A 15,806-nucleotide genomic window follows, 5' to 3' on the forward strand; every position below is an offset into this window, starting at 1 on the left:
CAAGCGCGGCATAAGGTCGTGCACAAGATGTCGCGCGTATGCAGCGTGTGCACAGCGCGCCCCTTGGCTTCTTTGGTCCGAAAATACCTCGGGGGTTTGGGGGCAGAGCCCCCATGCCGTCCTCAGAATACGAAATCGTCGGCGGTCAGCTGCGCCAAGCCGATGTTCTCGACGGTCACGCTGTCGCCCGGAGCCAGCGTGATCACCACATCCGTACCGACCTGCGCCAGCCCAAGCGCACCCATGCCGGACAGCCCCAGCGCCGTCAGGTCGATCAGGTCCGAGCCATCCTCGAAATCGGTGATCGTGTCGTTGCCGTCCCCGGCGCCAAAGATGAAGACATCCGCCTGCGCGCCGCCGGTCAACTCGTCATCGCCCGCGCCGCCGGTGAGGTCATCCTTGCCCGCGCCGCCATCCAGATCGTCATCCCCGGCCTCGCCGTAGAGCTTGTCATTGCCGGCATCCCCCGACAGCATGTCGGCGTCGGCACCGCCCCAGAGCTTGTCGTTGGCGTCGCCGCCGAACAGCACATCCACGCCGTCACCGCCGCGCAACTGGTCCTTGCCCGCGCCCCCCGAAAGCGTGTCATTGCCCGCCTCGCCATACAGGGTGTCATTGCCCAGACCGCCATCGAGCAGGTCGGCGAAGAGGGTCCCGAAAAAGCGGTCATCCGCATCGGTCAGGTCCCCGGCATTGGGCGCCGCGACCAGCGTGAAGTCGTCATTGGTCAGGGTCAGGCCCGCAGCCCCTTGCAGGGTCAGCACCGCGCCGCCGGGCAGGGTCAGCAGCAGGTCGGCACCGGACACGGCCACGCTCAGTTGCGCCATGTCGTAGACGCCAAGCGCGGTCAGGTCGATCAGGTCGTCGCCCTGCGCAAAGTCGGTGATGGTGTCATTGCCGGATTTCCAGCCCTCGGTGACGAATACATCCCTGCCCGTGCCGCCGGTCAGCAGGTCGTCGCCCTTGCCCCCCGAAAGGGTATCATTGCCCGCCTCGCCGTCGAGCACGTCATTGCCGCGCCCGCCATACAGGTTGTCGCGGCGGTCGCCGCCCAGCAGCAGGTCATCCTTGCCGCCGCCGATCAGCGTGTCGTTGCCGTCCCCGCCCAGCAGCGTGTCATGGCCGGAATCGCCGTCCATCAGGTCGTTGCCCGCGCCGCCCTCGGCATAGTCGTCGCCGCAAGAGACGTCGATCGAATCGTCGCCATTGTCGCCATAGACGGTGTCGTTGCCCATGGTCGAATGGATTGAGTCATTGCCGCCGCCGCCATAGATCAGGTCGTGGCCACCATCGGCAAAGACGGAATCGTTGCCGCCAGAGAGGTCGATGATGTCGTCCTCATCCGTGCCGACGATCGAATCGCCCTGATTGGTTCCGGTGATGATGGCCATGGCAGTGGCTCCCTTGCAAACGGCATCGATACAATACCGGGCAAGGTTAACGGCCTGCGCCAATCATGGAAGAATTTTGGTTAATTCAGGGCGAAAATGGGGCGACAGGTCCGATTTTCGCAATCCAGGGTTGAACCTTGGTTTCCCGGGGCGGGATGATCCGCCGCCCCGAGACGATTTGTTGAGACTCGGCGATCAGGCCGACATCGCCTTGGCGCGACGCGGACGGCGGCGCTTCGCGCCGTTGCCGCCTGCGGGCTTGCCCGCCGCATGGGCCGGTTTGCCACGTCCTTGGCCCTGACCGCCGCCATGGCCACGGCCACGACCGCCGCCACCACCGCCACGCGGCTTGCGGTCGGGGTCTTTCGGGATCGGGCCAATCGGGGCAAAGCCGCTGGCGACGGGAATGTCGACCTTCATCAGCTTCTGGATCTGGCGCAGCAGATCGCCTTCTTCGGGGGCGCAGAACGCAATCGCCTCACCCTCGCGGCCGGCACGGGCGGTCCGGCCGATGCGGTGGACGTAGTTGTCGGGCACCTCGGGCAGTTCGTAGTTGATCACATAGGCCACGCCAGGGATGTCGATGCCGCGCGCGGCGACGTCGGTGGCGACCAGAATGGTGATCTCGCCCTCGCGGAAGGCCTTGATCGCGCGGTCGCGCTGGCCTTGGCTTTTGTTGCCGTGAATGGACGCGGCGTTGAAGCCATCGGCCACCAGCCCCTTCATCAGCTTTTCCGCGCCGTGCTTGGTGCGGGCAAAGACCAGCGTCAGGGCGTCACGATCCGCGTTCAGGATTTCGCGCAGCTTGGCGGGCTTTTCGCCCTTGCCGATGAAGTGGATCGACTGGGTGACCTTGTCCGCCGCCTTGCCCGGAGGCGCAACTTGGATGCGCTTGGGGTCGGTCAGATAGGCGCGCGAGAGTTCCTCCATCTGCTTCGGCATGGTGGCCGAGAACAGCATGGTCTGGCGCGGCGTGCCCAGTTGCGGCGCGATGCGGCGCAGCGCGTGGATGAAGCCCATGTCGAGCATCTGGTCGGCCTCGTCCAGCACCAGATTGCGCGCGGTGGACAGGTCGACGGCGCGGCGGTCGATCAGGTCGATCAGGCGGCCCGGCGTGGCGACGAGGATGTCGACACCCTTGGACAACACGCCGATCTGGCGGTTGATCGACTGGCCACCAACCACGGTGGTGACGCGCAGATGAGTGCCATCGGTCAACATGCGCAGGTTGTCGGCGATCTGGTTCACCAGCTCGCGCGTCGGCGCAAGGATCAGCGCCTTGACCGATTTCGGCGCGCGGCGGCCTTGGTCGGACATCAGGTTGTGGATCAAGGGCAGGCCAAAGGCCAGCGTCTTGCCGGTGCCGGTCTGGGCGAGACCCAGCACGTCATCCCCGTTCAGCGCGTGCGGGATCGCCTGCAACTGGATTGGGGTGGGTTTGGTCAGCTTGGCGCGGTCGAGCGCCTCGTTCAGCTTCGGCGCAAGGCCGAGCGATGCAAAATCGGACAATCTATTTCCTTTGCGGGGCGCATGAGTGCGCCCTTGGGTGACCCGACCGGAGACACTCCGACGAGCCGAGGGTTCGCGCGGCCTCTGAATGCGCGGGCGTTTCCCGGGCACTTGGCCGAAGCGTTCAGGAACCCTGCGTGATGGGGAACTGGTCAGGTCTGTCGCTGATGGCCCTTGTCAGAAAAGGCGCGGCATGCTCACGCGGCAGCGCAGCGACTGGCCTCACATGAGGCTTTGGGCACGATCTGTCAAGGGGAACGTCGCCGCTCAGAGCAGCGGGCGCGGACGGTAGGCATCGGCATCCAGCCCAGTTTCGGCATAAAGCCGGTCCGGATCGGGCACGACCAGCCGCCGGGCCGACCAGTCGGCGAGACCCTGATCGCGCAGGCGGGCCAGCGTCTTGTTGGTGTGGACAAGGCTCAGGCCAAGCGCATCGGCGAGATCCTGTTGCCGGTAGGGCAGGGCGACGGCGTTGCCGGACGACGGCTCGATCCGACGCAGGCGTACGAACAGTTTGTGCAGGGCCCATGCGACCCGTTCGGTCGCGGCCTTCTGGCCGATCACGCTCAGCGCCTCGCCGAGCAGGCTTTCCTCGCGCGCGGCGAGATGGGTGATGTCATAGGCACGGGCCGGGCAGTTGCGGAACAGGTCCCACAGGCGCGTCTTGGGAAAACAGCACAGGATCATATCGGTGGTGGCGGTCACGGAATGGTCCATCTCATTCATCACCCCGGCCTGAAGCCCGAGAAAATCGCCGGGCAGCACGAAGCCCACCACCTGTCGTTCGCCGTCGGGCAGCGGCACCGAGCGCAGGCCAAGCCCGTCGAGCACGGTGTAAAGCATGTCCGAATCCTCGCCTGCGGACAGCACGTTCTGGCCCGCCCGCACATGCCGTTCACCGGTCTTGAGGGTTTGCATGTACGATTCCTCCTCATCTGTCATCGACAGGAAGGCGGGGCTTTGGCGAAGGGGACAGGCTTTGCAATTTCTCATATATTTTATCTAACTATGTCGTGGTTTAATTCTTGCCGCCCAAGGGTCGTGATAGCCTCACGGCTTGGGGGTACATTGATGACAGCTCAGAAGACATTCGCCCCGTTCAAAGCGTTGATCGTGGCAAACAATACCATCGAATCGGAAGATCTGGCCGAGTTCCTTGAACTGCACCGGTTCGGTCCGGTGGCACAGGTCCTCGGGGCGGACGAAGCCGCGGTGATGATCCGCAATGCTGCGCACGCGCCGAGCGTGGTGGTCTTTGCGCTGTCGATGCACCGCAGTGGCAGCAGCGACCTGCTGGACTTGGTGCTTGCGTTGCGTGCGCCGTTGATCTGTATCGACATGGAGCCGGGCCGCGACATCGCCGAGGGCGTCGTCGCAGTCCGGCGGCCATATTCCGATATCGATCTGCAAAAGGCGATCGCTGCGCTGTCGCTTTAGCGACGACCGCGCAGGGCCATGCCCAGCACGATACCCGCACCCAGCGCGCCAAGGACGGCAAGCCCCGGGTTGCGCTGCACGCCGCGTTCGAATTCGGACTGGGCGGCGGCGATCTGGTGCTGACCGTAATGGACCGCCTCGCGCGCCCCTTCGCGGGCCGTGCGCGCGGTTTCGCGGGCGTCGTCGGACAGCTTGCGTGCGCCGTCACGGGCGCGGTCGCCGAACTGCTTGATGCGGCCCTCGGTGGTTTCGTATTCGGGATCGGTGTCCATGGGATGATATGTCATTGATCTCTCCTTTCCGAATATGAACGCGGGCGGGGCGGGCTGGTTCCGTGGGAACTTTTGCGCTGGTGACGGGTTGACAGGACAGATCAAGGAAACAACCCGAAAGGACTTTTCCCATGCTGTACTGGGCCATTCTTTTCTTTGTCGTAGCCATCGTCGCGGCCGTTTTCGGCTTTGGTGGCATCGCATCGGCCTCTGCCGGGATCGCGCAGATCCTGTTCTTTATCTTCTTGGTGCTGTTCATCGTGGCGCTTGTCGCCCGCGCCTTGCGCGGTCGGACGCCGTGACCGGATCAGACATGACACATGAAAAAGGGCCCCCGCACGGGGCCCTTTTTTGCGGCGTCGACGCGATGGCGTCAGGCCTTGAGGGTTTCGGTCGAAGAGAAGAACATCGCTTGGCTGACCGCCGAGCGCACCTGTTCCTCGGTATAGGGCTTCGAGATCAGGAAGGCCGGCTCCGGCCCGTCGCCGGTCAGCAGGCGCTCGGGGAAGGCGGTGATGAAGATCACCGGCACATCGGGATAATGCTGTTCGAGGATGCGGTTGACCGCGTCGATGCCCGAGGAATTGTCGGCGAGCTGGATGTCGGACAGGATGAGGTCGGGCTTTTCCGCCTTGGCCAGATCCATCGCGGCGCTTTCGGTGCGCGCGACGCCGGTCACCTGATGGCCCATCTCGGCGACCATGCTTTCGAGATCGAGCGCGATGATAGCTTCGTCCTCGATGATCATGACGCGACCGGACAGGGATTTCGCCATCTCGGCATAGGCGATGTCGACCAACCGCGCGGCTTCGTCCTCGGGGACGTCCATGACGCGGGCAAGGTCGGTCAGCGGCATCTCTTCGATGGTGTGCAGCAGCAGCGCCTCGCGGGTGCCGGAGGTCAGTCGCGACAGGTGCGCCTGCGCGCGCGAGGCCAGCCCGGTATCGGTATCGGCCATCGCCCCGCCGGAGCTGGACCAAATGGTGTGAAACACTTTGAACAGCGCCAGCTTGGGCGCGATCGTGCGGTCATAGGCGCCCTGATCGGACAGGATCGCCTCAAGCGTTGCCGCGGCGTAGCTGTCGCCCCGCTCTTGCGAGCCGGTCAGCGCGCGTGCGTAGCGGCGCAGGTACGGCAAATTTGCCCCTACGCTGGTGGTCAGATCGACAGTTGTCGCTTCAGCCATGTTTTTTTGCCCTGTGTTGCAAGTTTTCTCGGAACCAACGTCAGGTTCCGGCGTTTGGTTCCAGCTATCGTTTAAAAAATACGTCCCAATACAGGTACAACGGTGACATGACTCACAACGCCAAGAGATCAAGGCTGCAAAGCGAGATCGACGACAACCTCCGCAAGGCCTTTGATGAGGTGGTGAAACAGGATGTTCCTGACCGCTTCCTCAATCTCCTTGACCAGCTGCGCGCGCAGGAAACGGCGCAGTCGGGCGAAACCCAAACCCGATCGCCGGTCCCCCAGCCCGCGCATGGAGACGACGATCATGCGTGACAAGAACGTCGATCCGCGCGACGAGATCGTGGAGCATATCGGCGCGATGCGTGCCTTTGCCATGAGCCTCACGCGCAATTCGGCACTGGCCGATGACATGGTGCAGGATGCGCTGGTCAAGGCGTGGTCCAAGATCCACACCTTCGAGGCGGGCACCAACATGCGGGCTTGGCTGTTCACGATCTTGCGCAACACTTACTATTCGCACCACCGCAAGGCCCGCCGCGAGGTGCAGGATTCCGAGGGCGAACTGTCCGGTGCGCTGGCGCAGAAGCCCGATCATGACGGTCGGTTGCAGATGCGCGACTTCAACACCGCGTTCGGCCAGCTGACCGACGAACAGCGCGAGGCGCTGATCCTTGTGGGCGCGTCGGGTTTTTCCTATGAAGAGGCAGCCGAGGCCTGCGGCGTGGCCGTCGGCACGATCAAGAGCCGCGTGAACCGCGCCCGCGCGCGTTTGGCGCAACTTATGCATCTGGAGGAGGACGAGAAGCTGGAACTTACTGACGTGGTCACATCCGGTATCGTCTCAGACAACCAGAGCGCAGCTTGATCGCCGGTGGACGGATGCGGCGCCTTGGCAGTTACGGCCGAAGCCTCTCCGTCAGGCTGGTCCTGCTGCTGACCCTGGCTTTGTTGCCGCTGGGTCTGCTGTCGCTTTACCAGACAAAGAAGGTGCTCGACGAGGCGGAGGCCATGTCGCGCACCTCGCTCATGTCCAAGACCGTGGCCGCCAGCCATGCGGAGCGCGAGCTGTTCCAGAAGGCTCTAGGCGCGGCCGAAGGTCTGGGCGCGCTGGTGCTCGCCGCCAGCGCCGATACCTGCCGCGCGGCGGTCACGGATTTCATCGCGGAACACAGCAACTTCGTCTTCGCCGGGTTCATCGAGATGGACGGGCGGATGCGCTGCTCGTCGCATGACGAGGAACTGGATTTTGCCGGAACGCCGGATTTCGAGGACGCCATCACCAAGACCGGCCCGCATGTGGTCATGCGCAGCGACGGCATCGTGTCTGGCGAGGCGGTGGCGATCGTCATACATCCGATCATGCGCCGCGGGGTGCTGCAGGGGCTTGCCACCGTGTCGATCCCGCTGCGCGTCGCCAACGAGACGATCCGCGAGACACAGCTGGAAAGCGATTTGCGGCTGCTGACCGTCAACAACGAGGGCGAGATCGTCGTCTCGACCGATCCCGATTACCGGACCGAGGACCTGCTGCCGCGCGATGTGACGCCGGAGCAACTGGTGGGGCTGGCCGGGTCCACGTTCGAGGCACTGGCGGGGTCGGGCACGCGCCGCCTGTTCGCGGTGTCGGAACTGATCCCCGGCAGCGTCGTGCTGGTCGGCAGCGCGCCCTACGAAAACAGTGCCAATCTGGGTGGATCATTGCAGGGGCGGATGGCGCTGGCCTTTCCGCTGGTGATGTGGATCGCCGGTATGGGCGTGGCCTATCTGGGCGTGCAGCGGCTGGTCGTGCGCCACGTGCGCGCACTGCGCTCGGCGATGCGGCGCTTTGCGCTGGGTGACCGGGCGGTGGGGTCGCTGGCGCTGGACAATCCGCCCGAGGAACTGGCCGAGGCGGAACGCGCCTTCAACCGGATGGCGCTGTTGATCTCCGAGGCGGAGCAGCGCCGCGATCAGGACCTGCGCGACAAGAAGGTGCTGCTGAAAGAGGTGCATCACCGGGTCAAGAACAACCTGCAGCTGATCGCCTCGATCATGAACATGCAGATGCGCTCGGCCCAGTCCGCCGAGGCGCGCGGCCTCTTGTCGGGCTTGCAGCAGCGGGTCCGCGGGCTGGCGATGCTGCACCGCGCGCTGTATGCCGCGCCCGATCTGACCACGGTGGACGCCGCCGAACTGTTGCAGGCGGTCATCGAAGACGTGGCGCAGTCGCTCGGGCGGCCGGATGTCACGCTGGAGACGCATTTCGAAAGCGTCGAGCTTTATCCCGATCAGGCGGTGCCGCTGTCGATGCTGGCCGCCGAGGCGCTGACCAATGCGCTGAAATATGCCCGCGCGCCGGGGCAGGCGCGCATCGAGGTCCACCAGACCTTTGCCGCCGCATCGGGGCAGGTGACGTTGCGCGTCGCCAATTCCTGCGAAGGCGCCGCCGCGAAGGCAGGCGAGCTGACCAGTTCGGGCCTCGGCCAAAAGCTGATGCGCGCCTTCGAGGCGCAGTTGAACACGCTGGCGGCGGTCACCGAAAGTGATGACAGCTACGTCTACGAGGTCAGCTTCACGCGCGAGGAATTCGATCAGGGCGCGTCTGAGCGAAAGGCCTGAAAAGGACCTTGGCGCGGGAACTTGGCCCGCGCTGGCACGTTGATCTTCTGAACGCCGCATAGGCTGTAAAGGAGTATCACCGTGGACCTGATCCGCATCATCATCGCCATTCTGCTGCCCCCCTTGGGCGTGTTCCTGCAAGTGGGTCTGGGCAAGCATTTCTGGCTGAACATCCTGCTGACCATCCTCGGGTACATCCCCGGTATCGTCCATGCTGTCTACATCATTGCCCGCCGCTGAACGCGCCGCGCGTCTGGCGCGGCTGGAACGGCTGGCCGACAGCCTCGACCGCGCGTTTCGCGTGCCGGTTCTGGGGCTGCGGGTCGGTTGGGACGGCCTGCTGGGCTTGGTTCCGGGCATCGGTGACGCGCTGACCTTTGCACCCGCCGCCTTCATCGTCGTCGAGGCGCACCGCCTTGGCGCGCGCAAACGGGTGCTGGCGCGCATGTCCGTGAACACGGTTGTCGACACGGTCATCGGGGGCATCCCGCTGCTGGGCGACCTGTTCGACATCGGCTTCAAATCCAACCGCCGCAACGTGGCGCTTCTGCGTGACGAGTTGCACCGCGACCCGTTGGTCGCGCAGGCGCATCGCGCCGCCCTATCCTGAAGGAGGAGAGACAATGGCTGAACGCAAGAGATCCAAGGACATGAGCCGCGACACCGACAAGGTGTTCGGCAAGGACGACAAGGTGTCTCAGGCTGGCCGCGCTGGCGGCGAACTGAGCCGCAAGGTCGGCACCCGCGACGAGAAGAAGCGCGCCTTTGAACGGCCCGCCGGCGCGACGCGCGTGACGAAATCCGATGAAATCGAAGAGGACACCGACAATGGCTGAACATCTCAACGGTCTGCCCCGACACGCTTGGGTTCTGATCGCCGATGGCGAAAAGGCGCTGTTCCTGAAGAATGTCGGCGACGAGACTGACATGAACCTCGAAGTCGTCCGCAAGGACGAGCAGGACAATCCCAAGGCGCAGGACTGGGCCGCGAACCGGCCTGGCCGTATGCATGACACCGGGCCGGGGCAGGTCTCGGCGGTGGATGACACCGATTGGCACGAGTTGGAAAAGGAGCGGTTTGCCAAGGACATGGCGGACCATCTGTACCGCAAGGCCCATGCGGGCGCCTATGAGGCGCTGGTCATCGCGGCCAGCCGCCCGGTGCTGAGCGCGCTGCGCGACGCGATGCACAAGGAGGTGCGCGACAAGGTCATCCTCGACGTGCCGAAGGTGCTGACCAACCACCCGCTCGACGAGGTTGAGAAGCGCATTTCCGCCGAACTTCGCGCGCACTAGCGGGAACTCCTGCGGGATTTGTGGGTTATCCCATTGAACGCAAAGGAGATACTCTCATGAAACCTGCAGCAATCATAGGCGCGGTCGTCGCCGTGCTGGTGATCGGCTTTGCCTTTTACATGATCGACATCGACCAGACCCAAGAGGCGCAACTGCCCGAGGTCACGGTCGAGGGTGGGCAAGCGCCGGAATTCGATGCCGAGGTGGGCGATGTCGACGTCGACTCGGAAACCGTGGAAGTCGAGGTGCCGACCCTTGATGTCGAGCCGCCCAAAGACGACTGACCGCGGCGAACCTGCAACCTGAACCGAATTACCGAAAGGAGGTCCAAAATGGACCAAGATCGTATCGAAGGCAAATGGACCGAAATCAAAGGCCGCCTGCGCGAGGCGTATGGCGACCTGACGGATGACGAACTGGAGCGGACTCGCGGCAATCGTGAGCAGATCGAGGGCCTGATCCAGCAGAAGACCGGCGAAAGCAAGGACGATGCCCGCGCCTCGTTCGATCGCCTGCTGCAAAAGGTGTAAGCCATGGCCGACAAACCGGAAACGGATGTAGAGGCGGAAAAGCAGCTGTGGGACCAGCTCGGTGACATTCGCACCGGCATGCTGGTCGTCAAGGATAGCGGCCAGCACCCTCAGCCGATGACCCATTTCGCCGATCCCGAAAACGGCGCGATCTGGTTCATCACCTCGCGCGATACCGACCTCGTGGGTGCCCTGCGACAGGGTGCCGAGGCGGGGTTCACCTTGGTCTCGGGTGATGGCGATTACCATGTCAGCCTGACCGGGCCGTTGGTGCCCTATGAAAGCGCCGAGAAGCTCGACGAGCTGTGGAACTTCGCCGTGGCGGCGTGGTTCGAGCATGGCCGCGAGGACGACAATGTGCAGTTGCTGCGCTATACCCCGCGCGAGGCCGCGATCTGGGCATCGGATGGCAATCCGGTGCTGGTCGGGCTGAAGATGATGCGCGCGGCCATGTCCGATGGCGAAAGCAATCCGGACGTGGGCACGCATCGCGTCATCACGCTGCGCATGGCAGCCTGAGACGTTGCCAAGCTTGTGATCGAAGGGCGCCTGCGGGCGCCCTTTTCGCGTGGAACGGGTCAGCAGGGCAGACGTTATTGAGTCAAGCAAAGGAGGCTACCTCATGAACCTCACCTATTTGACGCAATTGCCCGTCATACATGCCACGGGCGAACATCTTGGCCGGGTCGAGGATGCGATCCTCGATCTGGAAAACGGCTGTGTCGCCTATTGGCGCACCAGCCTCGGGTCGCGCCTGCGGGCCGTGCCCCTGCTGATCACCGCGCGGCGAGTCGCTGCAAGCGACGAAGCGATGACCGTGCACATGAACCTCGACGACCTGAATGCGGCTTGCGAGGAGGCCGAGAGCGCGACGCGCCATGTCGATCCGGCGCAACTGCCGGTGACGCTGCCGCTGGCTGGCCCTCTGGGCCATGCGGGGCTGTCGCCGATCGCCTTCGGCTTTGGCCGGCGCACCAGTGTCGATATGCCGGAGGGCGCACCGCCTAGCTGGATCTGGGGCCGCGACGTGCTGGACAAACCGCTTTTCACCCTGCGGGGGGAGCTGGGTCGGATTTCGGATGTCGAGATCGACACGGCGGCCAACAGCCTGACACGGGTCTTGGTCAAGGGCAGCCACGGCGAAACGAGTTTCGTCGAGGCGAGCGCATTGCGGCACGTGCCCGAGGAACGGACGCATTTCGTCGCGTCCAGCCGCCCAAGTCCGCAGATGTCGGCCTGATGCGGGCGCAAGGCGCTTCGAAGCGCCTTGGACCAAGCGCCTTGCAAGGCGCTTGATCGGCGATTTTCAAATCGCCGCGACGGCGCTGCTCTGGTTTCTGGCTTCGGCATAGGCGCAGGCCGCAGCGACCAGCGCCCGGAACAAGGCGCGTTGGCGGCGGGCATAAAACAGGTGTTCCGGGTGCCATTGCACGCCCAACGCAAACGGGTCGCTGCCGCGTTCGATGGCCTGTATCATCCCGTGCTGGTCGCGTGCCGCGACACGCAGCCCGCGGCCAAGGTTCCGGACGGCCTGCGTGTGCAGGGCGTTGACCTTCATCACCTCCAAGCCCGCAATATGCGCCAGATGCGTGTCCTCGGCGATACGGACGCTGCGCTTGGGCAGGATCGTCCGGATATGGCGCGCGTCGGGATAGCTGTCCCACGCGGCTTGGTCCAGATCGCCTCCCAACGCCACGTTCAGCATCTGCGCGCCGCGGCAGATGCCGAGCACCGGGATGCCCTCTGCGAGGGCGTGTTCCGCCAATCCCCGCTCAAAGGCGTCGCGGGCGGGATCGAGCCGGGCGCTCAGCCCCAATTGGCCACCGTAAAGAGAGGGCGAGATATCGTCGCCGCCGCCGATGATGATGGCGTCGGCGGCCTCGATGTCGGCAGGGCGCCCGGCGCCCCAGCGCACGGCGCGGCCACCGGCCAGCCAGACGTTCAATGCAACAAGTGGAAAAATCCGCCAGCCCGAGCGGCGCGAGGTCGTGACCCCGATCAGTGGCTTGCGCTCCATGCGGCTCATGCGGCGCCCAGCAGGGCGCCGACGCGCTCGGCCCACGGCCCCCGGCGCGAGAAGGCGCGGGCGCGATGCGCGCGCCACGCCATCTCCAGATCGGTCATCCTATCGGCATCGGCGGCGGTCTCTTCGACCTTGGCCCACATCTGCCACGCGTCCTGCAGGCTCCAGTCCGGCTCGTCGATGCGGCTGTCGGGCAGGCGGAAATGGAAGGCGGGGCGGGGCGAGGTCTTGTCCTTGGGGAACAGCTCGCTGTGACGGTCGGGGTCGTATTCCATCGACAGCGGCAGCAGGTCCAGCCCGTGATTGCGGTTCTTCGTGTGCCGCGCATAGAGCGCCATCATCGCGCCCATGTCCTGCGGCGGATTGGCGACAAGGTCATCGATCAGCGCCGGGGGCCAGGGATCGACGAACGGCAGCAGCCGCCGGGTCGTATCGATCCCGGCGCTTCGCCGCAAGTGGTCCTCCAGCAGGCCAAAGGCACGGATCGTGGCCAAGGTATGCGGGTCGTCGAGCCCGGTGACCTCGGGGTTGAGATGCACGCCGAAGCCCAGCAGCACGCCCCCGCGCGACCCGATGGCACCGGCCTCGCGCAGCGGGGACAGCACGCTGTCGAACTGCGCCACCTCGGCGGGGGTCAGGGGCGCGGTGATGATCTCGACCGGGACGATCTCGCGCACCAGTTCCATCCCGGCCTCGGGGATCGGCAGCCCGGCCTTGCGCCAGACCGTGTCCAGCTCGACGCGCAGATCGCCAAGGGCCGTGCCCTCGACGACCAGCTCATTGGGGCCGCTGTCGCGCGCGGTGCCACCGAAATGCTCCGCCAGAACCTCGGCGACGGCGGTTTCGGAGAGGCCCGCGAACTCGATCTCGACACCGCATTTGCGCGGGGTGCCGGAGGTGGTGTCGGGGTAGGCGAACGGGGCGAAATCACTCATCTGCTTCGATGGCTCCGTGACGGTCGGGCGTTGCGATGTTTGGTGAGGTCGCCGCCTCGACGCCCGCCGAAAAATAGGCGCCGACCCAGACGATCACCGGCAGGGCGACAATGCCACCCATCGGCCCCCAAAGCCAGAGGCCGAACAGAATCGCCAAAAACACCACCAAGGGATTCATCCGCAGCCGCTGGCCGACCAGCGTCGGCGTGACGAATTGCGCCTCGGTCATGTTCAGCGCCAGATAGGCGATGGGCGGCAGCAGCGCCTGAAACCCGGTCATGTTGATCATGCCGGCCACGAAGAGCGACAGCAGCATCACGGCGGGCCCGAGATACAGCACGAAATTCAGGATGAAGGCCGCAACCCCCCAAAGCACGGCGCTGGGCATGCCGAGCACGGTCATCGCGCCGAACACGGCGGCACCGAGCACGCCATTGATGGCCGTCACGGTGGTAAAATAATGCGACACCGCACGGTCGGCGCGCCGCAGCGTTGCCGAGCGCGCAGGCAAGGCCAGGTAGATGTCGTCGCGCGTCAGCAGGAAGAAGAACAGCGTCCCCGCAAAGATCAGCGCCTGCGCCATGAAATTTGGCGCCATCCACAGGGCTTCGGACAGGGTAGGCACCGCGTCTTCCATGCCCGATCCGCCGGGGCCGGTGATCGATTTCTTGATCTCCTCGGTCAGTGGTTCAAGACCGCGCAGGGTGCGAGTGATGTCTTCGAGCCAGTAAAAGACCCGCGATTCCAGCCGGGGGATTTGTCCGACCATGTCGAGCACGATCGGACCGACAAGGCCGATGCCCACCACGATGCCCGCCACCGCCAGCAGCAAGGCGCTGGTGGCGGAGACCGCGCGGGGCACGCCGATGCCGGAAAGCTTGGTCATGACCGGGGCAAGGACCACACCGGTCACCAGCCCCAGCGTCATCGGCGCAAAGAGTTCCTGTCCGTATTGCAGCAGCGCAATGGCGGCCACCGTTGCGATGACCGCCAGAGACAGCGACTGTCCGGGAAGGGAGTCGGACCTGTCAGCCATGATGGCCCGCATTCACCTCCGGTTGCGGGGCCGCAGCCTCGTCCGATTTGGAGTTAGGATCGAGCCGGTTGGACAGTTCGTCCGCCCCGGCGCGGGTCAGTTCGGCCAGTTCGGCGCGCAGCACCGCTTCGGCATCCCGCAGGGCAGCGTCGCGGTAGTCCCCCATCAGGCGGTCTTCGTGCCGGGTGGTGGGCAGAAGCGCGCCGACGAGCCCGCCGATGCCCGCCGCGATCGCTGCCGTCAGCAGCGGTTGGCGGTCGTGGGTTTCGGCAGCGGCGGTGCCCAGCCGGGCGGCCTGTTCCTCGATCTGGTCCTGCGCCTCGACCGCCTTCAGGCGGGCAGCCTTGACGCGGGCGCGGGCTTCGGGCCCGAGCTTCTCCAAGCCGCGATCCAGACGCGCGCGCAAATCGTTGCCGCTTGTGCGGACCCCTTGCAGGCGCATCCGGTGCTCGGCCCCAGGCGTGCGGGCATCGTAGGTGTCGGGTTCACGCTTGCGCGACGGCATCGCCAGCACGGCAAGCCCGAGGCCCAGCAGGGCGAGCCCCGCGGGATTGTCGCGCGCGGCGCGCGTGGCTTTTTGGGCAAGTTGGGACATGGCGTCGTCTCCGTTCTGGCGCAGGTCCGTGGCCCGGGCGAGGCCGGACAGGCTGTCCGACAGGGCGGCACGTTCGCGTGCGATGTCTTTTTCGAGTCGGTCGCGGGGGAAGTCGTCAGGCATGGTTGATATCTCCGAGCGTTTTGGCGTCCTGCTCCAGTCGGCGCAGGGTGCGGTCAGGCATGGCGCGGGCGCGGCGGATGCGACGGCGGGCGACGGTGGCACAGATCGCGGCGAGGATCAGCGCGATCCCGACCGTGGTCAGCACCGCGAGCGGGGGCGTCATGCCCATGGCGATCAGCGTCAGCGCGGCGCTGGCGCCCAGACCATGCAGCGCCGTCAGGCCCAGCATGGCGGCGGCCAAGTACCAGCCCAGCCCTTTGCCAGCCTGCTCGATGCCTTCGGTCAGCTCGGCGCGGGCCAGCTTCAGTTCGGCGCGCAAGAGGGCAGTGGCATGGTCCAGCACATCCACCACCAGCTGTGGTGCATCACGAAGACCGGTCGGCATCACACCAGCCCTCGGTCATCGAGGTGGCCGGTCCAAGGGTCAACTTGGTTGGATTGCTGGACAGGCTCCGGCGAGGCCTTGAGGAAACGTGCCAGCGCGAAGCCCGCCAAGGCCGCACCGCCCAGCACCAGCGCCGGATGGCGACGGGCGAGCGAGGCGGCGTCCTCTGCCATTTCGGGGATGGAGCGGCGGCGCATCTGGTCGGTCAGCGCGTCGATATTGTCCGCCAATTGGCCTAGGACCTGCGCCTGCAGGCTGTCGTTGTCATAGGCCTGCGCGGCCTCGTGGGTCTGGTCGGCGGTGCGATCGGCCTGCTCGGCGAACTCGTCGCGGGCGGCTTCGGCGCGGGCTTCGGCGGCGTCGGACACCTTGTCGCGAAGCTCGCGGGCGGTGTTTTGCGCGTCGGTTTTCAGGTCTGCGTGGGTCATGGGGTCCCCCCGTGTTCAGGTTGGGCGCGTGACTGCGCCGGTCCTGAAGCTAACGGG

Annotated in this window: 24 protein-coding genes; 13 read left to right on the plus strand and 11 right to left on the minus strand. The window is 65.3% G+C overall.

Annotated features, from left to right (window positions below; all coding sequences use genetic code 11):
- Window positions 1–122: 122 nt before the first annotated feature.
- The 3 genes from D8Z78_RS25310 to D8Z78_RS13440 all read right to left on the minus strand — a co-directional run bounded on the left by D8Z78_RS25310 (window position 123) and on the right by D8Z78_RS13440 (window position 3,893).
- Window positions 123–1,391: a calcium-binding protein gene (locus D8Z78_RS25310; protein WP_121630780.1), complete on the minus strand. Its 1,269-nt coding sequence runs from the start codon at window positions 1,389–1,391 to the stop codon at window positions 123–125.
- A gap of 195 nt (window positions 1,392–1,586) precedes the next feature.
- Window positions 1,587–2,900 (minus strand): DEAD/DEAH box helicase, encoded by a 1,314-nt coding sequence (locus D8Z78_RS13435; RefSeq protein ID WP_121630781.1) that lies wholly within the window; start codon window positions 2,898–2,900, stop codon window positions 1,587–1,589.
- Window positions 2,901–3,167: 267 nt separating this feature from the next.
- Window positions 3,168–3,893 (minus strand): Crp/Fnr family transcriptional regulator, encoded by a 726-nt coding sequence (locus tag D8Z78_RS13440; protein ID WP_121630782.1) that lies wholly within the window; start codon window positions 3,891–3,893, stop codon window positions 3,168–3,170.
- 78 nt (window positions 3,894–3,971) lie between these two features.
- Here D8Z78_RS13440 and D8Z78_RS13445 point away from each other — a divergent pair, with 78 nt between their 5' ends.
- Window positions 3,972–4,337, plus strand: a complete 366-nt coding sequence (locus D8Z78_RS13445; protein ID WP_128910789.1) for a hypothetical protein — start codon at window positions 3,972–3,974, stop codon at window positions 4,335–4,337.
- Here the strand turns inward: D8Z78_RS13445 and D8Z78_RS13450 are convergent.
- A complete protein-coding gene (locus tag D8Z78_RS13450; protein ID WP_121630784.1) occupies window positions 4,334–4,624 on the minus strand; it encodes a hypothetical protein in 291 nt (96 codons plus the stop codon). The two genes, D8Z78_RS13445 and D8Z78_RS13450, sit on opposite strands and share 4 nt — an antisense overlap.
- A 116-nt stretch (window positions 4,625–4,740) precedes the next feature.
- Between D8Z78_RS13450 and D8Z78_RS13455 the strand changes: the two genes are divergently transcribed.
- The gene (locus tag D8Z78_RS13455; protein WP_121630785.1) at window positions 4,741–4,911 is read left to right on the plus strand and encodes a DUF1328 domain-containing protein; all 171 of its coding nucleotides are present in this window, start codon (window positions 4,741–4,743) and stop codon (window positions 4,909–4,911) included.
- A gap of 71 nt (window positions 4,912–4,982) precedes the next feature.
- On the opposite strand, the gene D8Z78_RS13460 is transcribed toward D8Z78_RS13455, so the two are convergent.
- The gene (locus tag D8Z78_RS13460) at window positions 4,983–5,795 is read right to left on the minus strand and encodes a response regulator (RefSeq protein ID WP_121630786.1); all 813 of its coding nucleotides are present in this window, start codon (window positions 5,793–5,795) and stop codon (window positions 4,983–4,985) included.
- 107 nt (window positions 5,796–5,902) lie between these two features.
- Between D8Z78_RS13460 and D8Z78_RS13465 the strand changes: the two genes are divergently transcribed.
- The 11 genes from D8Z78_RS13465 (at window position 5,903) to D8Z78_RS13515 (ending at window position 11,464) form a co-directional block, all read left to right on the plus strand.
- Window positions 5,903–6,112, plus strand: coding sequence for a NepR family anti-sigma factor (locus D8Z78_RS13465; protein WP_121630787.1), 210 nt, complete (start codon window positions 5,903–5,905; stop codon window positions 6,110–6,112).
- Entirely contained in the window at window positions 6,105–6,665 is a 561-nt protein-coding gene (locus D8Z78_RS13470) for an RNA polymerase sigma factor (protein ID WP_121630788.1), read from the plus strand. The genes D8Z78_RS13465 and D8Z78_RS13470 overlap by 8 nt, the downstream gene beginning before the upstream one ends.
- Window positions 6,662–8,398 (plus strand): sensor histidine kinase, encoded by a 1,737-nt coding sequence (locus D8Z78_RS13475; RefSeq protein WP_121630789.1) that lies wholly within the window; start codon window positions 6,662–6,664, stop codon window positions 8,396–8,398. The genes D8Z78_RS13470 and D8Z78_RS13475 overlap by 4 nt, the downstream gene beginning before the upstream one ends.
- 81 nt (window positions 8,399–8,479) lie before the next feature.
- Entirely contained in the window at window positions 8,480–8,638 is a 159-nt protein-coding gene (locus D8Z78_RS13480; RefSeq protein ID WP_121630790.1) for a YqaE/Pmp3 family membrane protein, read from the plus strand.
- On the plus strand, window positions 8,610–9,008 hold the full coding sequence (locus tag D8Z78_RS13485; RefSeq protein WP_121630791.1) for a DUF4112 domain-containing protein: 399 nt from the start codon (window positions 8,610–8,612) through the stop codon (window positions 9,006–9,008). Before D8Z78_RS13480 ends, D8Z78_RS13485 begins: the two co-directional genes overlap by 29 nt.
- Window positions 9,009–9,021: 13 nt before the next feature.
- Window positions 9,022–9,234, plus strand: a complete 213-nt coding sequence (locus tag D8Z78_RS13490; protein ID WP_121630792.1) for a hypothetical protein — start codon at window positions 9,022–9,024, stop codon at window positions 9,232–9,234.
- A complete protein-coding gene (locus D8Z78_RS13495) occupies window positions 9,227–9,694 on the plus strand; it encodes a baeRF12 domain-containing protein (RefSeq protein ID WP_121630793.1) in 468 nt (155 codons plus the stop codon). The genes D8Z78_RS13490 and D8Z78_RS13495 overlap by 8 nt, the downstream gene beginning before the upstream one ends.
- 56 nt (window positions 9,695–9,750) lie before the next feature.
- Window positions 9,751–9,978: a hypothetical protein gene (locus tag D8Z78_RS13500; protein ID WP_121630794.1), complete on the plus strand. Its 228-nt coding sequence runs from the start codon at window positions 9,751–9,753 to the stop codon at window positions 9,976–9,978.
- Between the two features lie 48 nt (window positions 9,979–10,026).
- On the plus strand, window positions 10,027–10,224 hold the full coding sequence (locus D8Z78_RS13505; protein ID WP_121630795.1) for a CsbD family protein: 198 nt from the start codon (window positions 10,027–10,029) through the stop codon (window positions 10,222–10,224).
- A 3-nt stretch (window positions 10,225–10,227) separates the two neighbouring features.
- A complete protein-coding gene (locus D8Z78_RS13510; RefSeq protein WP_121630796.1) occupies window positions 10,228–10,743 on the plus strand; it encodes a pyridoxamine 5'-phosphate oxidase family protein in 516 nt (171 codons plus the stop codon).
- Window positions 10,744–10,846: 103 nt separating this feature from the next.
- Window positions 10,847–11,464, plus strand: a complete 618-nt coding sequence (locus D8Z78_RS13515; protein WP_121630797.1) for a PRC-barrel domain containing protein — start codon at window positions 10,847–10,849, stop codon at window positions 11,462–11,464.
- Between the two features lie 66 nt (window positions 11,465–11,530).
- On the opposite strand, the gene D8Z78_RS13520 is transcribed toward D8Z78_RS13515, so the two are convergent.
- From D8Z78_RS13520 to D8Z78_RS13545, 6 genes are read right to left on the minus strand one after another with little or no spacing between them, the layout of a single operon-like run.
- Window positions 11,531–12,241, minus strand: coding sequence for a gamma-glutamyl-gamma-aminobutyrate hydrolase family protein (locus tag D8Z78_RS13520; protein WP_121630798.1), 711 nt, complete (start codon window positions 12,239–12,241; stop codon window positions 11,531–11,533).
- 5 nt (window positions 12,242–12,246) lie between these two features.
- The gene (locus tag D8Z78_RS13525) at window positions 12,247–13,182 is read right to left on the minus strand and encodes an amidoligase family protein (protein WP_121630799.1); all 936 of its coding nucleotides are present in this window, start codon (window positions 13,180–13,182) and stop codon (window positions 12,247–12,249) included.
- Window positions 13,175–14,218 (minus strand): AI-2E family transporter, encoded by a 1,044-nt coding sequence (locus D8Z78_RS13530; RefSeq protein WP_164932965.1) that lies wholly within the window; start codon window positions 14,216–14,218, stop codon window positions 13,175–13,177. Before D8Z78_RS13530 ends, D8Z78_RS13525 begins: the two co-directional genes overlap by 8 nt.
- Window positions 14,211–14,936: a hypothetical protein gene (locus D8Z78_RS13535; protein WP_121630801.1), complete on the minus strand. Its 726-nt coding sequence runs from the start codon at window positions 14,934–14,936 to the stop codon at window positions 14,211–14,213. Before D8Z78_RS13535 ends, D8Z78_RS13530 begins: the two co-directional genes overlap by 8 nt.
- On the minus strand, window positions 14,929–15,321 hold the full coding sequence (locus D8Z78_RS13540; protein ID WP_121630802.1) for a phage holin family protein: 393 nt from the start codon (window positions 15,319–15,321) through the stop codon (window positions 14,929–14,931). The genes D8Z78_RS13535 and D8Z78_RS13540 overlap by 8 nt, the downstream gene beginning before the upstream one ends.
- Window positions 15,321–15,749 carry a hypothetical protein gene (locus D8Z78_RS13545; RefSeq protein ID WP_121630803.1) on the minus strand — a complete coding sequence of 143 codons (429 nt, stop codon included), beginning with the start codon at window positions 15,747–15,749 and terminating at the stop codon, window positions 15,321–15,323. Before D8Z78_RS13545 ends, D8Z78_RS13540 begins: the two co-directional genes overlap by 1 nt.
- Window positions 15,750–15,806 lie beyond the last annotated feature (57 nt).

Source organism: Tropicibacter alexandrii, from assembly GCF_003667315.2.
GTDB lineage: Bacteria > Pseudomonadota > Alphaproteobacteria > Rhodobacterales > Rhodobacteraceae > Tropicibacter > Tropicibacter alexandrii.

Coding starts and splice junctions, on each gene's coding strand:
- D8Z78_RS25310 (WP_121630780.1), bottom strand. CDS start 1,391: ATGGCCATCATCACCGGAACCAATCAGGGCGATTCGATCGTCGGCACG.
- D8Z78_RS13440 (WP_121630782.1), bottom strand. CDS start 3,893: ATGAGAAATTGCAAAGCCTGTCCCCTTCGCCAAAGCCCCGCCTTCCTG.
- D8Z78_RS13445 (WP_128910789.1), top strand. CDS start 3,972: ATGACAGCTCAGAAGACATTCGCCCCGTTCAAAGCGTTGATCGTGGCA.
- D8Z78_RS13450 (WP_121630784.1), bottom strand. CDS start 4,624: ATGACATATCATCCCATGGACACCGATCCCGAATACGAAACCACCGAG.
- D8Z78_RS13455 (WP_121630785.1), top strand. CDS start 4,741: ATGCTGTACTGGGCCATTCTTTTCTTTGTCGTAGCCATCGTCGCGGCC.
- D8Z78_RS13460 (WP_121630786.1), bottom strand. CDS start 5,795: ATGGCTGAAGCGACAACTGTCGATCTGACCACCAGCGTAGGGGCAAAT.
- D8Z78_RS13465 (WP_121630787.1), top strand. CDS start 5,903: ATGACTCACAACGCCAAGAGATCAAGGCTGCAAAGCGAGATCGACGAC.
- D8Z78_RS13470 (WP_121630788.1), top strand. CDS start 6,105: ATGCGTGACAAGAACGTCGATCCGCGCGACGAGATCGTGGAGCATATC.
- D8Z78_RS13485 (WP_121630791.1), top strand. CDS start 8,610: ATGCTGTCTACATCATTGCCCGCCGCTGAACGCGCCGCGCGTCTGGCG.
- D8Z78_RS13490 (WP_121630792.1), top strand. CDS start 9,022: ATGGCTGAACGCAAGAGATCCAAGGACATGAGCCGCGACACCGACAAG.
- D8Z78_RS13495 (WP_121630793.1), top strand. CDS start 9,227: ATGGCTGAACATCTCAACGGTCTGCCCCGACACGCTTGGGTTCTGATC.
- D8Z78_RS13500 (WP_121630794.1), top strand. CDS start 9,751: ATGAAACCTGCAGCAATCATAGGCGCGGTCGTCGCCGTGCTGGTGATC.
- D8Z78_RS13505 (WP_121630795.1), top strand. CDS start 10,027: ATGGACCAAGATCGTATCGAAGGCAAATGGACCGAAATCAAAGGCCGC.
- D8Z78_RS13510 (WP_121630796.1), top strand. CDS start 10,228: ATGGCCGACAAACCGGAAACGGATGTAGAGGCGGAAAAGCAGCTGTGG.
- D8Z78_RS13515 (WP_121630797.1), top strand. CDS start 10,847: ATGAACCTCACCTATTTGACGCAATTGCCCGTCATACATGCCACGGGC.
- D8Z78_RS13520 (WP_121630798.1), bottom strand. CDS start 12,241: ATGGAGCGCAAGCCACTGATCGGGGTCACGACCTCGCGCCGCTCGGGC.
- D8Z78_RS13525 (WP_121630799.1), bottom strand. CDS start 13,182: ATGAGTGATTTCGCCCCGTTCGCCTACCCCGACACCACCTCCGGCACC.
- D8Z78_RS13530 (WP_164932965.1), bottom strand. CDS start 14,218: ATGGCTGACAGGTCCGACTCCCTTCCCGGACAGTCGCTGTCTCTGGCG.
- D8Z78_RS13535 (WP_121630801.1), bottom strand. CDS start 14,936: ATGCCTGACGACTTCCCCCGCGACCGACTCGAAAAAGACATCGCACGC.
- D8Z78_RS13540 (WP_121630802.1), bottom strand. CDS start 15,321: ATGCCGACCGGTCTTCGTGATGCACCACAGCTGGTGGTGGATGTGCTG.
- D8Z78_RS13545 (WP_121630803.1), bottom strand. CDS start 15,749: ATGACCCACGCAGACCTGAAAACCGACGCGCAAAACACCGCCCGCGAG.